We start from the raw sequence: 24,109 nt of genomic DNA, 5'->3' as shown, positions 1-24,109 counted from the left end.
ACCTCAGTTAAATACATAAACGAAAACTGCCATAAAAACAGCCCAACCAACGGTCAGGAAAAATGTAAACTGGTAAAGGTGGAGCGTTTTTTCCATCCACACCATTTTCTCTCTGGGTTGTTGCTGCACAAATTCATAGGCCTGAATACTGACATTTTCAGACTTAGAAAAACGCATTTTCCGCCCCTTTCTGAGATTCATGAAAAATGCTACTTTCTGATAATTAGCATAGAATCCCAAATGGTTTGCAACTTTAGTGGTCAAGTCTAGTTGCAACCCTGTACTTTGATAAAGATTGATAAAATCCTGATAAGCTTTTTGATTAACTCTAAAGAACCACGCAGTATAAACATGCAGCGAAATAACTAAAACAGATAAAATTAAGCTGCCATACATAAAAAAATCATACCAAATCATAAAATCTTATCCATCAAAATACCTGCCCCTTTTTCACCCAGCTTAGCAGAGCCATAACCACCCACTGTGGAACCAACTATTCCACAAGCTAACGCACCAATGCCTCCGGTTGCAACACCCAGTGCCACACAGGCAGATGTTGCAAGTGTTGCAGACGCCGCACCACCTAAGATAGCTGCAGTCGTGCTTGCTGCAAACTTAGAATACTCTTTCACCGCCACTTTAGAGCATTCATTTTCTCTTTCTTTGGTACAACTGTGATAAACCTCATTAGTCGTATTTACAGCACTAAATCCTATCGAAACCCACCCATTTTCATGAATTTTGCTGCTTTGGCTGCACTATCTACATAGGTCGAATAACCACGTATTGCTGTTGTGCCTGCCGTTTGCCAATCATGGATGATAGAGGAACTGGAAAGGTTTAATGCATGTTTTATCTTCTCGTAGGGGCGCAAATTCAGCACAAATCGGGATAAACGATTCAGTAACACTTCAAGCTCACCAAACAACCGCTTCCGCTCAACAAAAAACTGCTGACCGAACAATGTTCCAGATGTCAGATATTGATTACGATAGGCATTTTCAATGGCGGTAAGTTTATTGCCAATTTCATTAAAATACTTCTCGCCTGCGTCACCTATGATACCTGAGGCTTTATCCATAAAGTTGGTAATTGCAGCAATAGAGGCATAATGGCGGTTAAAGAAATCAGCCTCATCAACCGTCAGATGAGTGACACTATTATTGGTTCTGGATTTAGCCTCTTCCAGAGTGCGCATGGCTGCAGGATGATTGTTACCGTCAGGGTCAGCAACGATTAAAATCTGGCCTGGTTTAGCCCATGCAACATCAGCATTTAATTGCAAAAAATAGTTCGCGGCAGACATATTGCGCGTGCCATAAAGCCACATTGCCTGCTCAGTCAGTCTTCCCGGACGCTGAACAACACAAAATCCCGGCTCAATTGAATTTTTTTCAGCCATAAACAACCTCCTTTTGCAATTAAATGAGCAAAACGTATAACCACTGCATTAATTCATTAATTTTAATGAAGATACGCCCCCTTTTCGGAGGCGTCGTTTATTACGCTTCTTTGTTGCCTTTGATGTCCCAGCCTGCGCTGCTCTCTGCGCCTTTGCCGCCGGAAGCGCTCTGCTCCCAGTACTGCTGCTTCACTTTCGATGCCTGGAAGGAGTAAGTCATTCCCAGGGTATCGCTGTTGTCGGAGCCATTGTAATTCACAGCGGTCACCAGAACGTCTTCCAGGGTGATGCGTGCATACTCAACCTGAGAGCCGCCCGCTTTACAGATAGAGAGTTCAACTTTAGCGAGATGCTTACCGCTTGCGCAGTTCTTCAGCAGCGCCGTAGTTGACTTGTCGATTAATGCATTAACGTGCAGGTCGTTAAAGTTAACCTTACCGGCACCGCCTCCGCCGCCAACAGACATGTTGCCTGGCTGAGAGGCACCCCATGAGAAAGAGGTAATATCGGTCCAGCCAGTGTGGTTTGAGTCTTTCGACTCGCCAGTAACACCGTCAACCTTCATAAACATATCAATAGCCATTATCTTTCACTCTTTATTGGTTGAGAATATTGCTTTCAAAAAAAGCAAGGATATGGCAAAAAGAAAAGCATGGGGCTGAATAAAACAGTCCATATTTTACCTTTGCCTTGCTTCTGAAATATCGTCATAAACGATATTTCAGATACCGAATTACCAGGCATTAAGCCGGGCAATATATATTCATCTTTTCATAATGCGGAATCGAGGTTTTCACCAGGCATTCAGAAAGCAGAGAAGCAATTAATAAATTCTTCTTAGCTTATCCCCTGCCCAGTAAAAACCTAACGAAACAGTGACTGAAAGAGCAATCAGAATACCGTTAATTATTTTCCCCATCATCGTGACATTCCAGTCACAGAAGAAAATGAAATAACCTGTAAAGCTGAATAGAATCAGGGCGGAAATAAATTTCAGCAGGAAGTGTAATAAATACAGGACTAGCTTTTTAACCATGCTGTCATCCTCCCTGACACTCATTTCAGCAAACTTTCTGTCAGGCATCAGGCGCAAACCCCTTTCGCGCCTGAAAACCTTGCGACTCAACGTTTAAGCATTGTCATTCTTCAGTGACGGCAGCTTAGAAACCAGACGCAGCGAAACGGTCAGGCCTTCCAGCTGGTAGTGCGGACGCAGGAAGAACTTCGCAGCGTAATAGCCAGGGTTGTCTTCCTGCTCTTCCACATTCACCTCGGCAGCAGCCAGCGGCTTGCGGGACTTGGTCTCCTGCGAGGAGTTAGCCGGATCGCCATCGACGTAGTTCATTACCCAGTCGTTCAGCCAGCGTTCCATCTCGTCGCGCTCGCGGAAAGAGCCGATCTTGTCACGCACAATGCACTTCAGGTAATGCGCGAAACGACAGCAGGCGAACAGGTAAGGCAGACGCGCCGCCAGACGGGCATTGGCGGTGGCATCGGCGTCGTGATACTCCATCGGCTTCTGCAGTGACTGCGCACCGATAAAGGCGGCGAAGTCAGAGTTTTTGCGATGCACCAGCGGCATAAAGCCGTTTTTCGCCAGTTCGGCTTCGCGACGATCGCTGATAGCGATTTCGGTCGGGCACTTCATGTCCACGCCGCCGTCATCGCTCGGGAAGGTGTGGCACGGCAGGTTTTCCACTGCACCGCCCGACTCCACGCCGCGGATCGCCGTACACCAGCCATACTCTTTAAATGAGCGGTTGATGTTGGCGGCCATGGCGTAGGCGGCATTGCTCCAGGTGTAGTTGCCGTGATCGGAACCGTCGGTCTGCTCTTCGAAGTCGAAGCTGTCGACCGGGTTGGTACGAATGCCATAAGGCAGACGTGCCAGGAAACGCGGCATCACCAGACCCAGATAGCGTGCATCTTCCGATTCACGCAGGCTGCGCCAGGCAGCATATTCGGTGTTCTGGAAGATCTTGGTCAGATCGCGTGGGTTCGCCAGCTCCTGCCAGGACTCCATCTGCATCACTTCCGGCGCGGTACCGGTAATGAACGGACAGTGCGCGGCCGAACCGATACGTGCCATCTCACCCAGCAGTTCAACATCCTGCGGGCTATGATCGAAGTAGTAGTCACCCACCAGGCAGCCAAACGGCTCGCCGCCGAACTGACCATACTCCTGCTCATAAATCTTCTTGAACAGCGGGCTTTGATCCCAGCCGGCACCCTTGTAACGCTTCAGAGTACGACCCAGCTCCTGCTTGGAGATGCTCATAAAGCGGATTTTCAGCATCTCGTCAGTTTCGGTATTGTTCACCAGATAGCTCAGGCCGCGCCAGGCGCTTTCCAGCGACTGAAACTCCGGGTGGTGAATAATCTGGTTTACCTGCTGCGACAGCTTTTCGTCTATCTCCGCAATCAGCGCCTGAATGGTCCGATACGCATCGCTGGAGACGGTGACGGTGTTTTCCAGCGCCTGCTGCGCCAGAGTTTTCACCGCGCTTTCGACCGCCGCGCGCGCCTGATCGCTTTTTGGCCGGAACTCTTTATTCAGCAGCGCACTGAACTCATCCTGACTGAAACTGGCTGCGCCCTGCGACTGCGGTTGTTGTGAAGTCTGCGTCATGCCTGCGGCTCCTTACCTTCAGTGGCCTCATCCTGCTTTGGCAGATGGGTCAGGGCCTGCAACAGCGTAGGATCCTGCAGCACTTTACCAATCAGCTCTTCCGCACCGTTTTTGCCGTCCATATAGGTCAGCAGGTTCGCCAGCTGGGTACGCGCTTCCAGCAGCTTGCTCAGTGGCTCGACGTTACGGGCCACCGCATCCGGCGAAAAGTCATCCATGCTGTCAAAGGTGAGATCGATGTTCAGCTTGCCTTCGCCATTCAGGGTGTTGTCCACCTGGAACGCGGCGCGCGGCTTCAGCGCTTTCATGCGCTCATCGAAGTTGTCGATGTCGATCTCCAGGAATTTCCGTTCGTCGATGCCCGGCTGCGGCTCCAGCGGTTTACCCACCAGATCCGCCAGCACGCCCATCACAAACGGCAGCTGGATTTTGCGTTCCGCGCCATAAATTTCCACGTCATATTCAATCTGAACGCGAGGCGCGCGATTGCGGGCAATGAACTTCTGCCCACTGGATTTGCTTGTTGCCATGGTTTTCTCCATCAATGATGCGCGGATAATGTGTCACAGCAGGCGCGCAGGTCCCGCTGTGTGAGTGGGTCACGCCTGCTTAGTCGCGACGTCCGAAAATGGTTTCCAGCTGATGAACGCCATCGGGTGCCAGTTCGCGGATGATCTCCAGAAAGTCGCGCTCGATTAAGCGCTGTACCCGATCAATCATCAGCGGGGCCGGATGACTCGGCTCATGCTGGGTGAAGTACAGTTTCACTTTCTCCAGCATCAGCTGCGCGTCGGCGCGGGAACTGATCTGTACCGTGCGCCAGTCCGCTGCAGCGCGCGGGGCCGCTGCGACAGCCGCCGGTGCAGCGGCTTCTGCGGGCTGTTCCGCCGCTGCGGTGGGAATCAGCTGGCTGAGGTCCGTGGCCTGGCAGCGTTCGGCGATCAGTGCAATCTGTCGGCGCATCTGTATCAGTTCAGGCACTGCCGCCTCGCCCAGCCGTTCGGCGATGGTTTCGCAGATGGTCTGCAGCCGCTCATGAATCTGCAGTACCGCCTCAATGCCGGGCTGGTCGCCGCGTGCCAGTTCGTCGATCAGACGCGGCAGGCCGCCGGGATAATCCGCCACTTCGGTTTTGCTGCCGTCACACAGGGCGGCAGCATCGCGCAGCGAGATGCCGTCGGACGGATAGCGCAGCAGCCAGCACTGACGCACCGCGCCGCTCAGGGAGGTCTTGTCACCCAGCAACGCCAGAGCATTGATACGGTAGAAGGGATCCTGTTCGCCGTACTCTTCCAGACGAGGCCACAGCGGCTCCCAGTAAAGCAGCAGCGCCTGTTCAATCAGCTTCAGACCCTGCGCATAGCCCGGCAACCCTTTCAGCTCCGTCCAGGCATGCGTCAGCGCCAGCATCACCCGCAAATCTTTGCTGCGGCCCAGTAAGGCTATAGCCAGCTTCTCAACTTTGTTCCAGTCGGCGGGTTCCGCGGGAATGATGGTATCGCCGAACTGCTGTTCCGCTTTGCCGGCACTGGCCTGCTCCATCGCCTGAAAATCGGCGTCGTACTCCAGGTTATCGCCGCCGGGATTCTCTTCACTGACCGGAGCCAGCAAGGCCTCTGTATTCATCGTCATGCGTGTCGCCTCAGGATTCAAACATCGGGGGATAAAGTCCGTTTCGTCCCGGCTTTGCCCCACCGGCCGGATCAAATAGCAATGAAAAGAGCTGAGCGGTGAAGTTACCGCTGTGGACCTGGGTATAAAGCGGGAAGCCGTCGCTTTGATTGGTCCACCAGAAACTGGTGTAAAACTGCGGGTCGAAGTTCTCGCCCGGCAGTGCCCAGTTCAGCGTCGACGGCGTGTCGCCATGCCCGATGACGTTGAGAATATCTGATGACTCGCCCGCTTCCTGCGGCGGTTGCGGCTGCGGAATACTGATCAGCGCCTGATCCAGTTGTTCCGGCGATCCGCCACCCTGCACCACCCGCAGCAGCGTATTGCCCACCTGCTGATACCACTCGCCGGAACGGGCCAGCAGCGCGGGAGACCACTCGGCGGGGGTGAAGTGGCGCAGCGCGCAGAGCGGATAGTTTCGCCCTACGCTGTCCCGTGCGGCGATCAGGCAGCCCATCTGGATCAGCTGACTGCCCAGCATCGGCGGCACCACAAAATTCCAGACCGGCGCGTTAAGGAACGGGCGCGACGGGGCGTTTTCACTCTCCTGGCTGCTCTGCCAGTGATGCAGGCCCACCTGAAACCAGCTGGACCATTGGCGATAGAGCACGTCAGGAAAGCGGCGCTTCACAAAGTCACCTGCGCTGGGCAATTTGCCGTACCAGCAGGGTGCAGCGTAATGAGTCATTGTCGGGTCCTGTTTCAGGGGCAGCTAAAGCCGGGAAGCTGGAACGGGTTACGAATGCTGCCAGGGGTGAACGACAGCGTGACCTGATGGCCCTCCACGCTGAACGTGGCTTCACGGGTCAGGCCGCCTGCAGCAGTAACCCGGGCGCGGTCAAAGAAACGATTGAGCGCCCAGGGGCCGCTGGTGACCAGCGTCGACGTGGTGCCGTTAGTCAGGCCCAGCTGCATCCGCACCTGGCTGGTGCCGCCAGGGCCGGGCCAGCTGACCATCTGCACGGCCTGCGGCCCGTGGCTGTAACGCAATTGCTGACCATCCACATCCAGCGTCAGGTTGAGGATGTCATTGTCCATTTTTACGGTGCGTAGCGTGACGCGGAAGCCTGGCGTGGTTGCGCCATTGGCAAAGAACGCATCACGAATTGACTGCGCCTGCTGGAAAGGACGAAGCAGCGCTTCGCCACCCGGCAGCGTTTTGCCGTCAATACCTGGCGTAAAGCGCCACGATGCGTTGGTGGTGTCGACTTTGCTGGCCAGGTTGTCGCGGAAGAAGCTGTCCATCATGCCGCTGCCAGGCGCAAACATCCGGGCCAGGTCGTCAGGTGTCACTTCACTGCGCGCGGAGCGCACCAGCGGATAACGACCGGCGATCGCCTGACGACAGAAACTGCCCACCTCCATCGTGATACGTTTACGGACGTTATCCATGTCGCGGCGCTGTGCATCACTGCTGGCGCCGACCGCCATGCTGGAGACCATATTCTGTAGCGAACCGGGAAGTCTTCCGGCACTGGCCTGAAGACGACTGATCGCATCGCTGGCCGGTGGCGGCATTCCGCTGTTGGCGGCATCCTGCACCGCCGTGAGGTAGCGATAAAGGTCGTCAATCTGGTGCAGGAAGTCATCCACCGCCAGCACCTTGCTGCCCTGCTGCAGCGGCTGTGCCAGCTCAAGGATCGGCGCAAAGTGCACAGCAACGGCCTGTTCCGGAGAGACCTGCGTTGCCGCCTGTCCACGCGCAGCGCTCGCTTCAGGTGACGTAAACAGCGCTTCCAGAGTACGGGTGGCGCTGTTATCCGACGGTTTTGCTGCCTGCGCGGTTTTCTCATCGGGTTGCGCCCGGTTCAGCGTCAGCAGATTGCTGAGATTGATGACCAGCTGGCGCAGCGGCGAGTGATTGCCTGACAGCAGACGCGCGGTGTTGATACGTTGCGAAAGGTCGGCGCTGCTGTTGAGCTGGATATCACTCAGAAACTGCTCCCACTGGCGGATATAGTCCTGCACATAGAGCTGACGCACCGCGAGATCGGTCTGCTCACTTTTCTGTTGCGGCGCAGCACCGCCCAGTACCCAGAGATCGTCCTGATAAAGTGCCTGCGTTACCGGGGCAATCTGCTTATCGACATGCTGCCAGTAACCGTCCGGTGTATAGAGACCGGACACCCCGTCATTCACCGATTTACCGCTTTTGCGGGAAAACACCAGCTCGCTCTGAGGCCCGCCCAGCGACGCCAGCGTGACCGGTTGCAGGCTGTCATCCCGTTGCAGCAGGCGCTTCAGTCGTCCATAAACCCGCTGTGACAGCGGCATCTGATTAATCATTTCCTGCTCGCGCTTTACCAGTGCGTCATCCTTCGCGTAGGGCGACGAGTGGATCTGCGTTTCCAGCAGCTGTTGCAGATGCCACGCCAGCTGTTTTACCTGCTGCTGCGTGACGTTCTGCGGCAGCTCACGTGAGAGATTCAGCATCAGCCAGGCCTGCAGGAATTTGCCATCGTAGTGCTTCGGCTGATAGAGCATCTGATAAGCCTTCAGCGCTTCATAGCTGTAGTCCGCATCGCTGCCAGTGTCATTACGCAGCCAGCGGGTGATGTTCTGTGCCACCTGCGGCAACAGCAGCTGTTTCAGTGCTTTGTCGTAAAGCGCGCGGGTTGCATCGCTGACCTCGGTGCCGCGATAAAGCCCCATGCGGCGCGTCAGCGGTGGAGAGTCCAGCGAGAAGTCGGCGCTTTCTGGCAGGTGCAACAGGGTGTTGAGATAGGGCACCAGCGCAAAGAGATCGCCATTGACCTGCTGCTGAAGCTGATTGCCCAGTTGCTCAACCTGCGGTCCTTTAGCAGCCATCTCCTGCAGGTAAGTTTTGTTCTTGCTGTAACTGGTAAGCCACAGTCCGCCCGCCACCAGCACCAGCACCAGCAGGGCCAGATATCCCGACCAGAGACCGGCACGGTTGCGCAGCTCCCACCAGCGATTGCTGCCCGCCAGGCCCGACTCCTGGAAAATCACATTTTCCAGCACCCCTTTCAGGAAGAAGCTCTGGCCTTTGTTCTGCGGAATTGGCGCGTCTTTATCAACCTGATCCCATCTGCCTGATTCGCCCGCCTGCTGGCCTGGCAGATTCAGCGCGCGGTTCAGCTCGCCCATCACCCGGTCAAACGGCAGTCCTTCCTGAGTGCCGCTGGCAAAATAGATGCCGCGTGGCGCGAACTGGGTTTCAAAATCGGAGCGGGCAAACAGCGTATCAAGTGCGTCTGCCAGTAATGGACGTAACGCCGCAAACTCCTGCGGGAAGAGATAGCTTTCCGCCCGTGCCTGGGCGTCACTCTCCATCAGCAGACGGTCGGGCAGTCCGGCATCAAGTCGCTGTTGCAGCAGTGAATACTCCTGCTGGAACTGGCTGTTCAGCTCAAAATCGGCAGCGGATGCCTTCGCCCACGGAAAGGTGAACCCCCAGATTTGTTCGCGCTGGGCTTTGTCCAGGGAGCCGAAGTAGCTGCGGAAGCCTTTAAGCAGGTCAGCTTTGGTGACCAGCACATAGACCGGGAAACGGATGCCGAGACGATCGTGCAACTCCATCAGACGCTGACGCAGCGCCAGCGCCTGGTTGCGCAGTGCCTCGGGCGACTGGCTCAGCAGATCGGAGACGCTCAGGGTGACGATGACACCGTTAATTGGCTGACGTCCGCGATATTTACGCAGCAGGTCGAGGAAATGATGCCATTCGCTGGCATCGCTATCCTGCTGACTCTCCTGGGTGCTGTAGCGCCCGGCGGTATCGAGAAGGACTGCATCATTGGTGAACCACCAGTCGCAGTTGCGGGTGCCGCCGATGCCGCGCAGCGCCGACTTGCCGAACTTGTCCGCCAGCGGAAACTGCAGGCCGGAGTTGACCAGCGCGGTGGTTTTACCGGCACCGGGTGCGCCGATGATCATGTACCACGGCAGCTGATAGAGATACTGGCGGCCAAAGCGCTGCGCCCAGAACGGCGTACCCTTGCTGCTGTGGCGCTGAAAATGCGCCTTTCTCAGCATCTCTGTGGCTTCAGAGAAGCGCCCTGCCAGCACCTGCTCTTCACTGGTCAGACGCTGACGATCTGCTTCCGGCGCATCGCTTTTGCCGGTTTCCAGACTCGACATCAGCTTGCGGTTGAGCCAGTAATTGTAAAGCCGTGGGATCGCCTGCCCCAGACCCCAGACCAGATAGAGCAGTGCGATACTGATCATCCGGTTCTGCTCTGGTTCAAGCGGCCGCGAATCAACGATAGAGAAGACCGGGCCAATGACCCAGATAATGAATGAGAGCGCGGTGATGCCGACAAAGCCCCACGCGAGGCGGCTGGTCAGCACCGCAAACAGAATATTCAGCATGGATCAGTTCCCTCTCGCCAGGCCGTTAAGTTCGGCATGCGTCGCATCCGGCGCCACCAGCAGTGTGATTTCAACGCGACGGTTACGTGCGCGATTTTCTGCGCTGTTGTTTGGCACCAGCGGATTGCTTTCGCCGCGCCCTTCCGCTTTCACCCGTGATGGATCTGCCAGTTGCTGTTGCAGCAGGGACTGCACCGACCGCGCGCGTGCCAGCGAAAGCTCAAAGTTGGAGCCGAAGCGCGCACTGCGGATCGGTACGTTATCGCTGTAACCAATCACCTGAATCTGGCCACTGACGTTGTTCATGGCGGCGGCAATGCGCTGGATCACGTCGACATAGCGTCCGCGCACGTCGGTGGCCGCCGAAGCAAACAACCCATCCCCTTTCAGAGTCACTACGCTGCGATCCGCTTCATCACGAACCGCCACCAGCCCGGCATCAATTTCCGGTTTCAGGAAACCGCGCAGGTCGAGCGTGGCGGGCGGTGGCGGCGCAGGGTTGCCGATCTTCACTTCCGGTAGCGCCGTCTGATAGATGCGGGCCAGCACCGGCGAGGTGTAATCGCCCAGACGCCAGTTGAGCACGATATAGAACAGGCAAGCCGCCAGTCCGGCGACTGCGGCGCAGGCCCAGAGCGGGATCATCGGTCGCCACAGCTTGCGCAGCACCGGTTGATCGGTGGGATGCGGTGACAGCGCCGTCGCGTAATTGCCGCGCACGCTTCTGATCATCTGCAGCAGACGCTGTTTGATGGTCTCCAGCTGCGAACGGCCATTGTCCAGCACCCGGTAGCGGCCTTCGAACCCCAGCAGCAGGCAGAAGTAGATCAGCTCCAGCATCAGAATGTGGCGTCTTGGGTTCTGCGACAGCTTGGCCAGTAGCTGGAAAAACTTCTCGCCACCCCAGGTTTCGTTGTGAAACGTCACCAGTAAGCCGTTGCTGGTCCAGACGCCGCGACTGCCCCACGGGGTCAGCGCCGCCGCCTCATCCAGCGCGGTACAAAGGCAGTAACGCGCGCCGATGATCACTTCGTAGCCGAGACCGGACTGCTGGCAGCTCAGCTCGAAGCGGCGAATCTGGTCAATCAGTTGCTGGCGCAGTTGCGCCGGATCGTCATGCGATACCGAATGGCGGATCTGTGGAATCGCGTTAATCAGGGGGTTAGCCGCCGCGACCAGCACATTCTGGTGGCTGGCATCGGGCGCAAGATCGCTGTGTGATTTTTGTTGTTCCTGCATCATGCTGCGTGCTCAGTTTATTATTCTGACTGACTGCGGATGGCCCAGAACTCCATGTTCAGGCCCGGAAACTCACCGGCAAGATGCAGCGCAAAAGCGCCCGAGCGCTCCATCTCTTTCCATAGCTCGCTGTTCTTATCCAGTTCGAAATAGCTGTATCCGGCATGCCACGGGATCTGCGGCGGCGCGCCAGGCATCGCCCGAAGTGCCAGGCCCGGCAGTTGCAGCTGCACCAGATCGCGGATTTTACTGACCGGCGCGACTTTCATCTGCGCCGGGAAATGGGTTTTTAGGGTATCAGCCGGCACGCTGGCTTTTACTGCCAGCACAAAGCCAAACTCATGCACCATGCTGCTTTCCGGTACAGTGGCGACGTTCAGGCCGTGCGAGCGCTGGGTCAGCGGCAGCTGAATCGCGCTCTCTTCCATGACCTGCGACAGTCCCTGCCGCAACAGCAGCGACAGACGGCTAAAGCAGCTGTGAAGATCGTCATGGTCATAAAGCGGCAGCGCATCAGGTGCGCGGGCGGGCGTCCAGGTGCTGAGTTCCGCCGCCAGTTGCAGCCAGTGGCTATAGAGCGTTTCAGGATGCAGTAACGGCAGATGTTGCAGATGGCTGTGCAGGCCAAGCTGACGATTGAGCAGCGCCAGCAGCATAAAATCGACCATATCAGCGCTGTTGAAGCGGCCGGTGCCCGGCGCTCGCTGACTCAGTTGCTGACTGCGCTGCTGGATCAGCCCGTACAGGTCGTTAAACATGTTTTGCAGTGGACGACTGCTGTTCAGGCCCAGCATCGGCGGGATGTAGTCGCTGTCGAGCCGGATGTGATTGTCGCTGCGTTTTTCAATCACCTGCGCCACGCCCATCGCAGTCCACTCGGCGGTAAGATCCTGCTCCAGCATCAGACGCAGGCGCAGCTTGCCGAATTGCACTGTGGCGCTGCCCACGGCCTGTGCGTTGTCATCTTCCACGTCCGCTTCCCAGGCAAGGTAGCGCGCCAGAGAGTCCTGCGACTCCTGAAAAGCGACGGCTTCGCGGCCATTGCGTCGGGCCGGTATCGCCAGCACGACCTTGCTGCGGTCAACAGAGGCCGGAAGGTCCAGCGGTGCCGGGCCATGCTGTGGCTGGCTGAAGGAGAAAAATGTGCCATCCGGCAGGCAGCCGCTGGCGGCGCTCAGCGCAAGTTTTCCCTGACGCAGCAACGCTTCATCAAACTCCAGATCGTAAAAGCCCCAGGTATAAGCGCGCTGTGACTGGCCCCACTCACGCAGGGTGCTGAGAAGATAATTTTCTGACTGCTGGAAATGATGGGGACGCAGGAACATCCCCTCGGTCCAGACCACTTTTTCGGCTCTGTTCATAGGCATCACTGTTTTTCCACGCGAAGGCCATTAATCCCCGCCACAATGCGCGCATTCAGCTCGCCATCGTTACGTTTCCAGAACGCCCAGAATGAGGGCGACGCATCTTCAGGCACCGGCAGCGACAGGCGCCAGACTTTGCCGTCCAGCGCCTGATATTCCGCCATGATGCCGATGAAGCGTGTCTCCGGCAGACTCTTGATGCGCAGCGTTTTACTGCGCTGCTCGGGTGTCAGGAAGAACTGCTGGGTGTTGAGTTGTGCGCTGCCCAGTACGGTGGCGGACTGGTTTTGCAGGGAGAAGAAGTCTGCTGACATGAACTCCGCATCGGAGCTCAGTAACAACACCCGGACTTTCAGCGGCGCACCGCCATTGAGCTGATTCTGTCCTTGCACGTCCAGGTTGTAATAAGCCACAGGCTGCTTACTGCTGCTACAGGCCGCCAGCAGCAACACCAGCAGCACTATCAGCCCACCACGCAGTTGAGTTGTTCTCATCATCAAGCCCTCCCTGCTTTTTGCGATTAGTTAATGATCCAGGTTCCGTTGGTGCTGTTCTGACAGGCAGTGCTGTCACCATTCACCGCGACACAGGTTTTCTTCTTGCTGCTACTGCGCGCACGACGTTTAGGCTGATCGGCTTTAACTGTCTGATCGTAGAGATCGCTTTTCACCACGGCGCGAAACGGCACATAGCCCGTCAACGTAACCGTCGCCTGCGGCGTGGCAGATTGCGGTGCATCTTTCACGGTAGCCGTGCCGCTATCCGGTTTCGCTTCTGCAGCCTGGGCCGGTTCACCCAGCGCCAGCCAGTTGTTCTCCACCTGACCAATCACGGTATAGCTTTCACCGGTTTTCAGCGTCTCCACCACCTTGCCACCGTAGCCTGGCTGGCTCATCACCGAGCCAGGATAGAGCGCGCGGTAAGTCTCGTTAATCGGGCTGAACTGCGCGGGGGGTTTTACGGCATAACGGTGGCTGAGCGCTACGCCGTCCACCGTGCTGGTGACCAGTGTGTCATCGGTCATTTTTGGCGGTGTTTTACAACCCGCGAGAGAGAAAACAAACATCAGGCCTAGTGCAATGTGGAGCTTCGCCATTTTTTTCATGTTGTGTTCCATTCATATCCTGGAGAGAGGCCAAAGGCCGGTTGTGAGTGTTGAAAATTTAGAAACAGGGCTTGAAAGAAGCGCAATCAGGGCCATTCAGAATGATCATTCTTAAACGAACGGCGCAAAACTGTTGCGTAACCTTACAAAAAACGATCAGTTAAAGTTAAGTATGAAAAACGATCAGCGAAGGTATGAGCGGGAATGGAGAAGAATCTGACCTAGCAATAAACGATCAGAAACATGATCAATTTTTTCCCGGCAAATTTGAGCAGGCAGGCAAAACCCAAGTTTTACTAATGCCATCCCTGGTCGTAAAACCGACAAACTGAATACGATTTACATACACAACGCTATTCGCTTACGAAATAAAATGACTTAACACACCTGTTAATACATGAATTAAATGCTTAACTTTCATGTATTTATAATCATTATAAAATTTCATAGCTACCGCACGAGCCAGGTAGTCCCTGCCCGCGGGTCTGAAATTACGATCCATGTGTAAATATAAGCTGCGAGTTTACAGAAGATTGACAAAATTTCAACGGGCCTATTTCATTAGAATTTACTTAAGAAATAATTAACTAAATAAGTTAAGCCAAATATGTCGAGCTTTTAAGCACCCACTTAGGACAAATCCTAACAACATGCAAAAATATAAAGTATTTTTACAAATAAGTGTTTTCACCCCTGAAGCATCATTAAAGTAACTCATGTAAAAAGTGGCGCTGATTGCGAGTGACGGAAGCGTGGTGAGAAACGGCATCCTTCCGTAAAGTACCGTTAAGGTGGCAGGATTTATCTGTAAAAAGACGATTTATCAATGAGTTAATTGATTGAATGACAGCGTTGCCGTGAGTGAAGAAGGGAAAGGATTTAAGGCAGATAAGCGAAACGCTACACGGCCACACTCTGTGCGCGGCCAGGACTGATTAAGCGTTCTTTACAAAAATATGATTGCCGATAAGTTTAAGTGTGTCAGCAGGTTACAAAGTCGGGACATAAAAAAAACCACGCCTCAGCGTGGTTTAACGGTAACAAGCGGAAAAATTATTTGGTCAGGTCGATCAGAAGAAGCCCAGCGGCTCGATGCTGTAACTGACCAGCAGGTTTTTGGTCTGCTGATAGTGGTCCAGCATCATTTTGTGCGTCTCGCGACCAATACCCGATTTTTTATACCCACCAAACGCGGCGTGTGCCGGATAGAGGTGGTAGCAGTTAGTCCAGACGCGACCGGCTTTAATCGCCCTGCCCACCCGATAAGCACGGTTGATATCTCGTGTCCAGACGCCCGCACCCAGCCCATAAATAGAGTCGTTAGCAATGCTGACCGCTTCCGCCTCATCCTTAAAAGTGGTAATGCCAATCACCGGTCCAAAGATCTCCTCCTGGAAAACCCGCATGCTGTTGTTGCCTTTCAGCAGGGTTGGCTGAATGTAGTAGCCGCTGTTAAGTTCATCATCCAGTTTCTCAACACCCCCACCCACCAGCACTTCAGCTCCCTCCTGTCGGGCAACCTCAAGATAAGAGAGAATTTTATCGAACTGCTGCTGTGACGCCTGCGCGCCGACCATGGTCTCAGTATCCAGCGGATCGCCCCGTTTGATAGTTTTAACCCGCTTCATTACGGCGGCCATAAACGGTTCGTAGATGGACTCCTGCACCAGTGCACGTGACGGACAGGTACAGATTTCGCCCTGATTCAGGAAGCCCAGCACCACGCCTTCAGCGGCTTTCTCAATAAAGCTCTCTTCCGCCTGCATGATGTCTTCAAAGAAGATGTTGGGTGATTTGCCCCCCAGTTCGACCGTTGAGGGAATCAGGCTTTTCGCTGCCAGTTCCAGGATATGACCCCCGGTGGCGGTAGAGCCGGTAAAGGCCACCTTAGCAATGCCGGAGTGAGAAGCCAGCGCTTCGCCTGCCTCTTTACCAAAGCCGTGCACCACGTTCAGCACGCCTGGCGGCAGCAGATCTTTAATCAGATCGACAAAAACGGTGATCGACAGCGGCGTCTGTTCTGCCGGTTTAAGTACAACGCAGTTACCTGCGCCCAGCGCCGGCGCCAGTTTCCAGGCCGCCATTAACAGCGGGAAGTTCCAGGGGATAATTTGCGCCACCACGCCCAGCGGCTCGTGGAAATGGTAGGCAGCGGTGAACTCATCAATCTCTGCCGCACTGCCTTCCTGCGCCCGGACACAACCGGCAAAGTAGCGGAAGTGATCGACAGCCAGCGGCATATCCGCCGCCAGCGTTTCACGTACCGGTTTCCCGTTGTCCCAGGTTTCATAGACCGCCATGGTCTCCAGATGCTGTTCCAGCCGATCGGCGATCTTCAGTAACAGCAGAGAACGTTGTTGTGGTGATGTCTTTCCCCAGGCGTCAGCCGCCGCAGCCGCAGCGGCGACGGCGTTATCTACATCGGCGGCATCTGAGCGGGGAAACTCACCGGCCGCAGAGCCGTTCACTGGCGAAGTATTGGTGAAGTAGTTGCCGTTCACCGGCGCGACGAATTCACCATTAATGAAGTTGCCATAATTCTTTTGTAATGTGATCAGAGAACCCTGTTCTCCGGGGGCGGCGTAACGCATGGTCATTCTCCTGACAGGTGACTGATGTAACAATGATGAAACTTATTATTAACATGAAGCATCATTGAGAGCCTGTCAGGTCTGTTATCCGGAAACTGTGACCGCCCCGAAGGAATAGGCGTTTCCGCTTCGTCTTTAGATAATTCCGACTTATACCCAAACGGCTGTTCAAAGAGAAACTTCTGCGGCACAAAGAGGGTCAACCTGAGGATAAATTCATTCTGGAGATGAACATGCTGGCTTCAGCTATTACCCTGATGCGCGCTAAAGCCAATTTCGTGCATCAGTTTATCCGCAACCCACGCAAGATGGGCAGCATTACGCCCTCTTCCGAGGCGTTGTGCCGCGCCATGATCGCATCAGTCGAATGGCCTGAAACATTACGTGTTGCCGAACTCGGCGCGGGTGATGGGGTGCTGACGCGCTGGATACTGGATCAGATGTCACCTGACGCCACGCTGGATGCTTTTGAGATCAGTAACACGCTGGCAGACAAACTTGTTGCGATGGATGATCCACGCATGACAGTACGGACCTGTTCTGCGGAGTACCTGAGCGGGGAATATGACGTGATTTTCTCTGGCCTGCCGCTGCTGTCACTTCCGCCTGAGCTGCGTGAAGCCATTCTGCGCGCGGTTTATAACGCCCTGGGCCCGAAGGGCGTGTTTGTGCAGTTCCAGTACACCTCGCTAACCCAGCCTGATCTGTCGCGCTACTTCACCTGGGAGCGTCAGCGGGTGCTTAAAAATGTGCCACCCGCCTGGGTTTATCGCTGCACGCGTCACTACGCGCCCTGAGCACGCCCCATTGCCGGGCGCGTCTGTTGCCAGAATGCCACCAGCAACGCACGCGCCCAGTCTTTTCCTTCAATGTCGTTTGCCCCATCCTCTTTACAGCCCTCAGGCAGGCATGCGTTCATGATGTGCCGTGAAAATTCGGGATGAAACTGCACTGAGAGCGCCTGCGGCGTATAGCGCACAATCTGGCAGCCATCGCGTGCAGACGCGGCCAGCACCTGCGCCTGAGGCGGCGCGCTGATAACCGACTGACGATGCGATAGCCAGACGCTGAAATCCTGTGGCAGGTTTTGCAGCAGCGGATCGCGCTGCGCCTGAGCTGAGCAGCGAATCGGTAACAGACCACGCTCCCATCCATTGGGGTTATCTGCCACTTCGCCGCCCAGCGCATAGGCCATCAGCTGATGACCATAGCAGACGCCCAGCAGCGGCAGATCATGATCAATCGCTGCCCGAATCCATGCGGCACTGCGTTCGCTCCACTCAGCGTGATCGGTGACCATCGCCCAGGAACCGCTGAGGATCGCCCCGGATATCTGATCGAAATCGGGTAACGCCTCACCCAGATGGGGCCGGACAATCAGGTACGCATCAGGTTGCAGATCTAACGCGTCGATAAACCAGCGTGGCTGTTCACCAATCTCTGAGACGACGTTTGCGGGTGGGACTTCAAGCTGAATTAACGCAAGGGGTAACGCGGACACAGGTGTCATACCGAATCGGTTCCTTAAGAAGTCGTTTCAAATCAGTCTGCCAGCATCGCACGCAAAAGTCTCAGCGGCTGCGCGGCAATTGCAGAAAATTTGTTGCTGCGATTGGCTGGAATGCCGCAGTTCGTGCCATCATTAGCGGGCTAAGCAAAAATCATCAAAAGGATATTATCGTGGCTGTGCGGCATTTTTTTCTGATTCTGATGGTGGTTTCAATCTGGGCCTTCAACAACGTTGCCGTGAAATGGGGCCTGCTGGAGCTGCCGCCCCTTTTTCTGACGTTTATGAGATTTGTGGTCGTGGCCATCGTGCTGGTGCCGTTTTGCCGGATTAATCGTCAGCAATTTCGCTGGCTGTTGCTGCTGGCGTTTACGTTCGGTTTTATGCACTTCTCGCTGCTGTTTGTCGGCCTGCGCTACACCGATGCCGGCACTGGCGCCATTGTGGTGCAGCTGGGAACGCCGATTGCGATGCTGCTGGCGATGGTGGTGCTGAAAGAGAAACTGAAGCTGGTGCAGTTGCTGGGCATTATGATCTCGCTGAGCGGCGTGATCGTGCTCTCCGGCAGCCCGACGATTCCGTCGTGGTGGGTGCTCTGCCTGCTGCTGTGCAGCGCCACCGGTTGGGCCGTGAGTAACCTGATTGTGAAGAAGTCTCCGCCGATTAAACCGCTGACCATGACCGGATGGATTGCATTTCTGGCGATTCCAATCACAGGCGCGTCCAGCTTTGTGATGGAGTCGAACCAGCTCTATGCCCTGCAGCATGCAGGCTGGCACGGCTGGTTCGCAATTCTCTACAGCGCCATCGCCTCATCGATTGTGGCGTATACGCTGTGGTATGTGCTGCTGAAGAAATATAACGTCAATCTGATCATGCCCTACTCGCTGCTGACGCCGGTTTTATCCGTGCTGATGGGGATTGTGGTACTGGGTGACAGCCTGAACAGCTTTAAGATTATCGGTGCTTCACTGGTGATCCTCGGCACGGCCATCGCGGTGATTAACCTGCGTAACCTGCGGATGCATGCCCGCTTCCCGCGCCTGCGGCGGCGTTAATCCGGCGTGCTATGCTTGAGAAATGACCTTTCTCAGGGAGCACAACATGGACTTAAAGCTTGCCGCTTCTTTGTGGCAGCAGATGCAGCAGGGATTGCGGGGCGACGCCGACGCCTTGCCTCTTCCCGCTTTCGTTGATCGCGCCACCTTCTCTTCTGCTTTTGCCGTCAGTGAACTGGCGGCCACCAGCATTGGTCTGGCAACTCAGGCCACCGCCGCGCTCATCGCCGCCTCCCGCCCTGACTATTGCTCTCCGCCCGTCGCCGTTAATGTGCGCCTGGCATCGCGCTGGTTTCAGCAGAGTTTTTATCCGCTGAACCGTGCTGCACCCGCGATGTGGGATGCGTTTGCCGGTGACTATCGCAGCCGCGATGGCTGGATCCGCCTGCATACCAATGCCGCACATCACCGGCTGGCGATGGAGCAGGTGCTGGGCGCGCACGCCGATCGCGCGGCGCTGGCGATGCAGGTCCAGCAGTGGCAGGCCAGCGAACTGGAGCAGGCGATTATTGATGCCGGTGGCTGTGCCGCAGAGATGCGCAGCGCCGCTGCCTGGCAGCAGCACCCGCAGGGTCAGGCAGTGCAGCGCGAGCCGCTGTTTAGCTGGCAGACCACCCAGCCGGCTCCTCTGCCCGACTGGCCGCTGGCCGAGGCGCGTCCGTTAATGGGTATAAAAGTTCTGGATCTGACGCGGATTATTGCCGGGCCGGTCGCTACCCGATTTCTTGCCAGCCTGGGGGCCAGCGTGCTGCGCATCGATCCTCCGGGCTGGCAGGAGCCGACACTGGATGAGGAGCTGAGCTGTGGCAAGCGCCGTGCGGTGCTCGACCTGACTCAGACTGCCGATCGCGAGCAGTTTATCCGCCTGCTGCGCGAGGCAGACGTGCTGGTGCATGGCTATCGGGCGGATGCGCTGGAACGGCTTGGGTTTGACGCAGAGACCCTTCAGGCGCTCTCACCCGGACTGGTCATTGCCGGGCTTAATGCGTGGGGCTGGCAGGGACCGTGGCGCAACCGCCGGGGGTTTGACAGTCTGGTGCAGATGGGATGTGGCATTGCTGAACGGGGTATGCAGTGGCAGCAGAGCGATAAACCGGTTCCGCTGCCAGTTCAGGCGCTGGATCATGCCACCGGCTATCTGCTGGCGGCGGCGGTGCTGGAGGGATTGAGGCGACGCGTTACAGATGGTCACGGCAGCCTGGTTCGGCTGTCACTGGCGCGCACCGCATGGCTATTGCAGCAGCACCCACTCGGACAGTGCGCAGGCGCTGGCATTGAGCCACAGGTTAAAGATAACCTGCCCTGTTACGAATTAACGCCGTGGGGATTGGGGGTAAGGCTGCGGGCAGCAGCCTGGCTCCCCGGCACCCCGGAGATGTTCGCGACATCTGGCTCCGCGCCGGGTACGCACCCGGCGACCTGGTGAATCAGGCGTCGGGCGTTTCTTCGCTGCTATCCAGCAATTCGTTGTACATCGCCTGAATCGCTTCGCGGCTCAGCATCGCGAGGGTGCGGTAGAACGCAGTGGTCGCGTGCGCTTCCACTTTACCCAGGAACGTACCGCACCACGGCAGCAGATACTCTTCAAACAGCGCCAGTTGCGCTGCGCTCTCATCTTCCGCGGACTGATCTTCCAGCCATGATGCGGCCAGCAGCAGCACACCAAAATGGTCAGCAGGCGCATCGCTCAGCGGCATTCCGCGTGAGGTCAGAAATGCACGCACGTCCGCTTCAGCTTTGCCTTCCGGCCACTGTGAAGCGTAAGGCGGCACATTACAGTCGCTGCCAACGAACAGCGCATTGTAATCAGCAGCCAGCGCCTGCGGATCGCTGTTCTGTTGCAGACGCGTCAGCAGCTCATCCTGCTCCAGCGGCCACTGCGACTGCAGTTTGCCTTCACGCAGCAGTGTGAACAGCGGCACCAGTAGCGGGTCCTGCGGCTGACGATTAAACAGTGAGCCGATCACACGGCACAGAATGGAAAACTCATTCATGAGTCAGATTTCCTTGAGGCAAAATAAATTAAAAGTCAGCCAGTTCAGCAATATGTTTACCGCTACGCATTTCCAGAAAGTCGGGCAGGCGACGCGGCGTGACATTTAACACCCGATCCTCAGGAAAATCCACCTCGCGGGCAATGCGCAGGTACTTGTAGAGAGGACCGAGCCCTGGAAACAGTAGGGAAACCAGAGCCAAATGCCAGCCGTCCATCGACTTCAATGGTCTTAACAACGTCGCTGGTCTATTGTTTCAGAAACCCAATCTTAAACTCAACAATCTCAGCCAGGCAAAAAGTCAAAATGTCTAAAATATCTTAAAAAACGGCCTGTTCAGCAGAGAAAATTTCTTACTAATAAAAACGAAAATATTTTACGCTAATATAGATGATTAAGACAAACCACAGTAAAGCGAACAGCAAACCATAGTCAGGAAAAACGTTTATAAATAAAATAGCGCCAACCACACCCACAACTGGTGGTATCAGTCCAAAGAAAGATTGACTCACCCAGGCGTAAAACCAGCGAATAATTTTTTTCATTTTATCAAAATATCTTCCATTAAATTTTAAAACCTGATCTTCATGAACAGGCATACCCCTCAATTTCAATAATGATATTCCTGCATAAATTCAGAAACTTCATCATGTTCAGCGTATCGATCACATGTTCCTGCCGCGTTGGTAAAGCACATAGTCTCAATCTTTGCTGTCCGTAGTATAAATGAGTCGATGAGAGAATTTACTGTAACTTTCATACCTTATGCTCACCTCTGACTTTACCCAGAACGTAAGCGGCCCCATATCCCAGTAATACAGCCCCGAAGAAACAGCATAGTTTCAACGCCAGGCTATCGAACACAAAGAGTGAAGCGAGAGCAACGAAGCTCATCACGACTGTAATCGTCCCTTCAATTACATGTGCCGAAAGTTTACCCAGCCTTTTTACAAATTTCATTACTGATCCTTTGAAAGGTCTGAGGGTGGCTACTGATATAATCCAGATCCTGATCGCCTCCTATCTTTCCGGCTCCATAGGCCAATTGATTGCGAACAGCCTCCTTACCTTGAGCATCAAGTTTCCAGTAAAACTCGGTAATTACGGTAGTGACTAATCTGCGTAATGGTTCTGCATTGCTGATTAATGATTTGACCACCTGATAAAACCATTCGTTTTCACGTTCGTTTCGCAACTTAAGGTCATCCCCGACTGTACCATTAGCTATATATGTACGTTTTACAGTCGGTTCAACTCGGGAACTCAACCGCAAATAAGATATTTCAGACCCACCGCTTACACCTGGTGCAGGAGGTCTGGCGGCATGTAAGTCCCGGAAGTAATAAATTAAAAGTCAGCCAGTTCAGCAATATGTTTGCCGCTACGCATTTCCAGAAAGTCGAGCAGGCGACGCGGCGTGACATTTAACACCCGATCCTCGGGAAAATCCACCTCGCGGGCAATGCGCAGGCAGTGCTCGAAATGGCCGAGCGTGAAAGCCGTATGGGAGTCGGAGCCAAATGCCAGTCGTCCACCGGCATCGCGCACGGCGGCGGCGATAGCCCGGCAGTTAGGTTCACTGCCCGGACGCGAGTGGGTAAAGGAGGAGTTGTTCAGCTCCAGCGCCACATTGTAATGCGCTGCGGCCTCGGCAATCGCGGGGATATCCACAGGGAATTTCGGGTTGCCCGGATGGCTGATGATATGAACCAGACCACCTGCCATGGCGGCAATCATCGCATCAGTGTGATGCTTTCTGTCGCGCGGCGCGTAAACCGGCTCGTGAAAACCGGCGACGATTAAATCCAGCGCATCAAGCATCGGACCGGAACAGTCGATCTCGCCCTGCTGATTTTTAATATTGGCTTCGATACCGCGCAGAATCCCTACGCCATCGATCACGCGCGGCCAGACGCGCATATTAATAAAATGCCAGTAGTGCGGCGCGTCGGCCATGTCAGGGCCGTGATCGGTGATGGCAAACAGTTTCAGGCCGGTTTGCTTCGCCTGAGTCACGTAGTCATGCAGCGTGCTGTAAGCATGCGTGCTGGCGATGGTGTGCATATGCAGATCTACCGGATACATCCTCTTCTCCTGCTGAGTGCCCCTGACGGGGCCGTTTCATTAATAGCCGCGCTGACGATCCACCCTGCCCTGCGGCGGCTCGCCTGCCTGATCCTGGTTGATGGCACGGGCAATGTAGTCGATAGCTTCGTCGATTAAGGTTACCGCCGCATTATGGGGTGTAATCGTGACACGCGGATGTGACCACAGCGGATGTGCTTCGGGCAGCGGTTCCACCTGAAAGACATCCAGTGCTGCCGCTTTTAACTGACCGCTGTTGAGCGCAGCCAGCAGATCCTCTTCCACCACCTGCGCGCCGCGTGCGATGTTAAGGAAGAACGCGCCGTGCGGCAGCTGCTGTAAAAAGTGCTGATCGATGAGATTGATTGTCTCGTGTGTGCTCGGCAGCAGGTTGATGATCACCCGCGTCTCCTGCAGAAACGCAGGCAACGCATCGCGTCCCGCAAAACTGGTCACACCGTCAATTTCTTTCGGTGAGCGGCTCCAGACACGCAGCGGAAATCCCCAGGGTTTCAGGCTCTCCGCCACGCTTTGTCCCAGTACGCCCGCACCCAGAATACCGATGGTAAACGCTTCACGCGTGTAAGCAGGCAGCGGCTGCCAGCACTGTTGCTGCTGCTGAAGACGGTAGTCGTCAAAACGACGGAACCAGCTCAGCACGCTATGCACCGCGTACTCCTGCATCTGACGCGCCATCCCGGTATCTTCCAGCCGGTACAGCGGCACGCTGTCGGGCAGCATCTCAGGATGCTGCTTCAGCTGCTTAAGAATTTCGTCAACGCCTGCGCCCAGTGCAAAAACGCCGCGCAGTGTGGCGCGTCCCTGCAGCATCTCTGCGGGCGGGGAACGGACCAGCGCATAATCAGCCGGACCGTTGTCGCCTGGCTGCCAGGCGCGAACCCGCGCCTGAGGCAGACGTTGTTGTAAACCGTTAATCCAGGCCGCTGCAGACTGCGACGGGTGATACCAGATGATCTCCATCCTGCTCTCCTTTTTTTCTTTCAGCGTCGGGGAAAAGTGGGGTGAGAGCAAGAAAAAACCGGCGTGAAAAAGCGGTTTTTTCCATAAAAATAATTCCCGTGGCTTCACATTTCCGGCTCGCGTCAGGGTTAAATAGACAGATAAGGTCTAA

At 55.4% G+C, this 24,109-nt stretch carries 24 protein-coding genes and 1 pseudogene; 3 read left to right on the top strand and 22 right to left on the bottom strand.

All coding sequences use genetic code 11. The features are described 5' to 3' along the window. Positions 1-3: 3 nt before the first annotated feature. The 15 genes from P2R09_RS03795 to P2R09_RS03730 all read right to left on the bottom strand — a co-directional run bounded on the left by P2R09_RS03795 (position 4) and on the right by P2R09_RS03730 (position 16,333). Positions 4-417 carry a hypothetical protein gene (locus P2R09_RS03795; protein ID WP_140916476.1) on the bottom strand — a complete coding sequence of 138 codons (414 nt, stop codon included), beginning with the start codon at positions 415-417 and terminating at the stop codon, positions 4-6. Continuing rightward, the gene (locus P2R09_RS21585) at positions 414-638 is read right to left on the bottom strand and encodes a hypothetical protein (protein ID WP_345799219.1); all 225 of its coding nucleotides are present in this window, start codon (positions 636-638) and stop codon (positions 414-416) included. The genes P2R09_RS03795 and P2R09_RS21585 overlap by 4 nt, the downstream gene beginning before the upstream one ends. A 74-nt stretch (positions 639-712) precedes the next feature. Beyond that, entirely contained in the window at positions 713-1,402 is a 690-nt protein-coding gene (locus P2R09_RS03790; protein WP_345799220.1) for a hypothetical protein, read from the bottom strand. A gap of 100 nt (positions 1,403-1,502) precedes the next feature. Continuing rightward, on the bottom strand, positions 1,503-1,985 hold the full coding sequence (locus P2R09_RS03785; RefSeq protein ID WP_275767198.1) for a type VI secretion system tube protein Hcp: 483 nt from the start codon (positions 1,983-1,985) through the stop codon (positions 1,503-1,505). A 240-nt stretch (positions 1,986-2,225) separates the two neighbouring features. After that, a complete protein-coding gene (locus P2R09_RS03780) occupies positions 2,226-2,486 on the bottom strand; it encodes a hypothetical protein (protein WP_275767196.1) in 261 nt (86 codons plus the stop codon). A gap of 45 nt (positions 2,487-2,531) precedes the next feature. Then, the gene (gene tssC / locus P2R09_RS03775; protein WP_003853307.1) at positions 2,532-4,031 is read right to left on the bottom strand and encodes a type VI secretion system contractile sheath large subunit; all 1,500 of its coding nucleotides are present in this window, start codon (positions 4,029-4,031) and stop codon (positions 2,532-2,534) included. Further along, the gene (tssB, locus tag P2R09_RS03770; RefSeq protein WP_008925979.1) at positions 4,028-4,561 is read right to left on the bottom strand and encodes a type VI secretion system contractile sheath small subunit; all 534 of its coding nucleotides are present in this window, start codon (positions 4,559-4,561) and stop codon (positions 4,028-4,030) included. The genes tssC and tssB overlap by 4 nt, the downstream gene beginning before the upstream one ends. A gap of 79 nt (positions 4,562-4,640) precedes the next feature. After that, positions 4,641-5,657, bottom strand: coding sequence for a type VI secretion system protein TssA (gene tssA, locus P2R09_RS03765; protein WP_192377803.1), 1,017 nt, complete (start codon positions 5,655-5,657; stop codon positions 4,641-4,643). Positions 5,658-5,673: 16 nt separating this feature from the next. Next, positions 5,674-6,390, bottom strand: a complete 717-nt coding sequence (tagF, locus tag P2R09_RS03760) for a type VI secretion system-associated protein TagF (protein WP_003853313.1) — start codon at positions 6,388-6,390, stop codon at positions 5,674-5,676. A gap of 14 nt (positions 6,391-6,404) precedes the next feature. Beyond that, positions 6,405-10,034, bottom strand: coding sequence for a type VI secretion system membrane subunit TssM (gene tssM, locus P2R09_RS03755; protein WP_275767190.1), 3,630 nt, complete (start codon positions 10,032-10,034; stop codon positions 6,405-6,407). 3 nt (positions 10,035-10,037) lie between these two features. After that, complete coding sequence (locus P2R09_RS03750) at positions 10,038-11,273, bottom strand: DotU family type VI secretion system protein (RefSeq protein ID WP_033743187.1); 1,236 nt, start codon at positions 11,271-11,273, stop codon at positions 10,038-10,040. Positions 11,274-11,293: 20 nt separating this feature from the next. Then, a complete protein-coding gene (gene tssK, locus P2R09_RS03745; RefSeq protein ID WP_039661097.1) occupies positions 11,294-12,634 on the bottom strand; it encodes a type VI secretion system baseplate subunit TssK in 1,341 nt (446 codons plus the stop codon). 5 nt (positions 12,635-12,639) lie between these two features. Continuing rightward, positions 12,640-13,134: a type VI secretion system lipoprotein TssJ gene (gene tssJ, locus P2R09_RS03740; protein ID WP_275767188.1), complete on the bottom strand. Its 495-nt coding sequence runs from the start codon at positions 13,132-13,134 to the stop codon at positions 12,640-12,642. Between the two features lie 23 nt (positions 13,135-13,157). Continuing rightward, the gene (locus tag P2R09_RS03735; RefSeq protein ID WP_003853326.1) at positions 13,158-13,754 is read right to left on the bottom strand and encodes a hypothetical protein; all 597 of its coding nucleotides are present in this window, start codon (positions 13,752-13,754) and stop codon (positions 13,158-13,160) included. A 1,058-nt stretch (positions 13,755-14,812) separates the two neighbouring features. After that, entirely contained in the window at positions 14,813-16,333 is a 1,521-nt protein-coding gene (locus P2R09_RS03730; protein WP_003853329.1) for an aldehyde dehydrogenase family protein, read from the bottom strand. Between the two features lie 233 nt (positions 16,334-16,566). Between P2R09_RS03730 and P2R09_RS03725 the strand changes: the two genes are divergently transcribed. Continuing rightward, positions 16,567-17,130 carry a methyltransferase domain-containing protein gene (locus P2R09_RS03725; RefSeq protein WP_003853330.1) on the top strand — a complete coding sequence of 188 codons (564 nt, stop codon included), beginning with the start codon at positions 16,567-16,569 and terminating at the stop codon, positions 17,128-17,130. Here P2R09_RS03725 and P2R09_RS03720 read toward each other — a convergent pair. Next, positions 17,118-17,843: a glutamine amidotransferase gene (locus P2R09_RS03720; protein ID WP_275767184.1), complete on the bottom strand. Its 726-nt coding sequence runs from the start codon at positions 17,841-17,843 to the stop codon at positions 17,118-17,120. The two genes, P2R09_RS03725 and P2R09_RS03720, sit on opposite strands and share 13 nt — an antisense overlap. A 170-nt stretch (positions 17,844-18,013) precedes the next feature. Here P2R09_RS03720 and P2R09_RS03715 point away from each other — a divergent pair, with 170 nt between their 5' ends. Beyond that, the gene (locus tag P2R09_RS03715; RefSeq protein WP_275767182.1) at positions 18,014-18,898 is read left to right on the top strand and encodes an EamA family transporter; all 885 of its coding nucleotides are present in this window, start codon (positions 18,014-18,016) and stop codon (positions 18,896-18,898) included. 46 nt (positions 18,899-18,944) lie between these two features. Then, positions 18,945-20,324, top strand: coding sequence for a CoA transferase (locus P2R09_RS03710; RefSeq protein ID WP_275767180.1), 1,380 nt, complete (start codon positions 18,945-18,947; stop codon positions 20,322-20,324). A 1-nt stretch (position 20,325) separates the two neighbouring features. Here the strand turns inward: P2R09_RS03710 and P2R09_RS03705 are convergent, their stop codons facing one another. From P2R09_RS03705 to ghrA, 6 genes and pseudogenes are all read right to left on the bottom strand, one after another. Continuing rightward, positions 20,326-20,892, bottom strand: a complete 567-nt coding sequence (locus tag P2R09_RS03705) for a molecular chaperone (RefSeq protein WP_003853337.1) — start codon at positions 20,890-20,892, stop codon at positions 20,326-20,328. 28 nt (positions 20,893-20,920) lie between these two features. Next, positions 20,921-21,043: pseudogene (locus P2R09_RS03700) on the bottom strand (histidinol-phosphatase); the annotation flags it as partial. A gap of 205 nt (positions 21,044-21,248) precedes the next feature. After that, positions 21,249-21,491, bottom strand: coding sequence for a hypothetical protein (locus P2R09_RS03695; protein ID WP_225613730.1), 243 nt, complete (start codon positions 21,489-21,491; stop codon positions 21,249-21,251). Between the two features lie 335 nt (positions 21,492-21,826). After that, positions 21,827-22,087, bottom strand: coding sequence for a hypothetical protein (locus P2R09_RS03690; RefSeq protein WP_192377533.1), 261 nt, complete (start codon positions 22,085-22,087; stop codon positions 21,827-21,829). Positions 22,088-22,239: 152 nt separating this feature from the next. Beyond that, on the bottom strand, positions 22,240-22,977 hold the full coding sequence (locus tag P2R09_RS03685) for a phosphatase (RefSeq protein ID WP_140033520.1): 738 nt from the start codon (positions 22,975-22,977) through the stop codon (positions 22,240-22,242). Positions 22,978-23,016: 39 nt separating this feature from the next. Beyond that, complete coding sequence (ghrA, locus tag P2R09_RS03680) at positions 23,017-23,958, bottom strand: glyoxylate/hydroxypyruvate reductase GhrA (RefSeq protein WP_275767173.1); 942 nt, start codon at positions 23,956-23,958, stop codon at positions 23,017-23,019. Positions 23,959-24,109 lie beyond the last annotated feature (151 nt).

This window comes from Pantoea sp. Cr_R13 (assembly GCF_029222565.1).
Taxonomy (GTDB): domain Bacteria; phylum Pseudomonadota; class Gammaproteobacteria; order Enterobacterales; family Enterobacteriaceae; genus Pantoea; species Pantoea eucalypti.
This window is presented reverse-complemented; position numbering and strand designations above follow the sequence as displayed.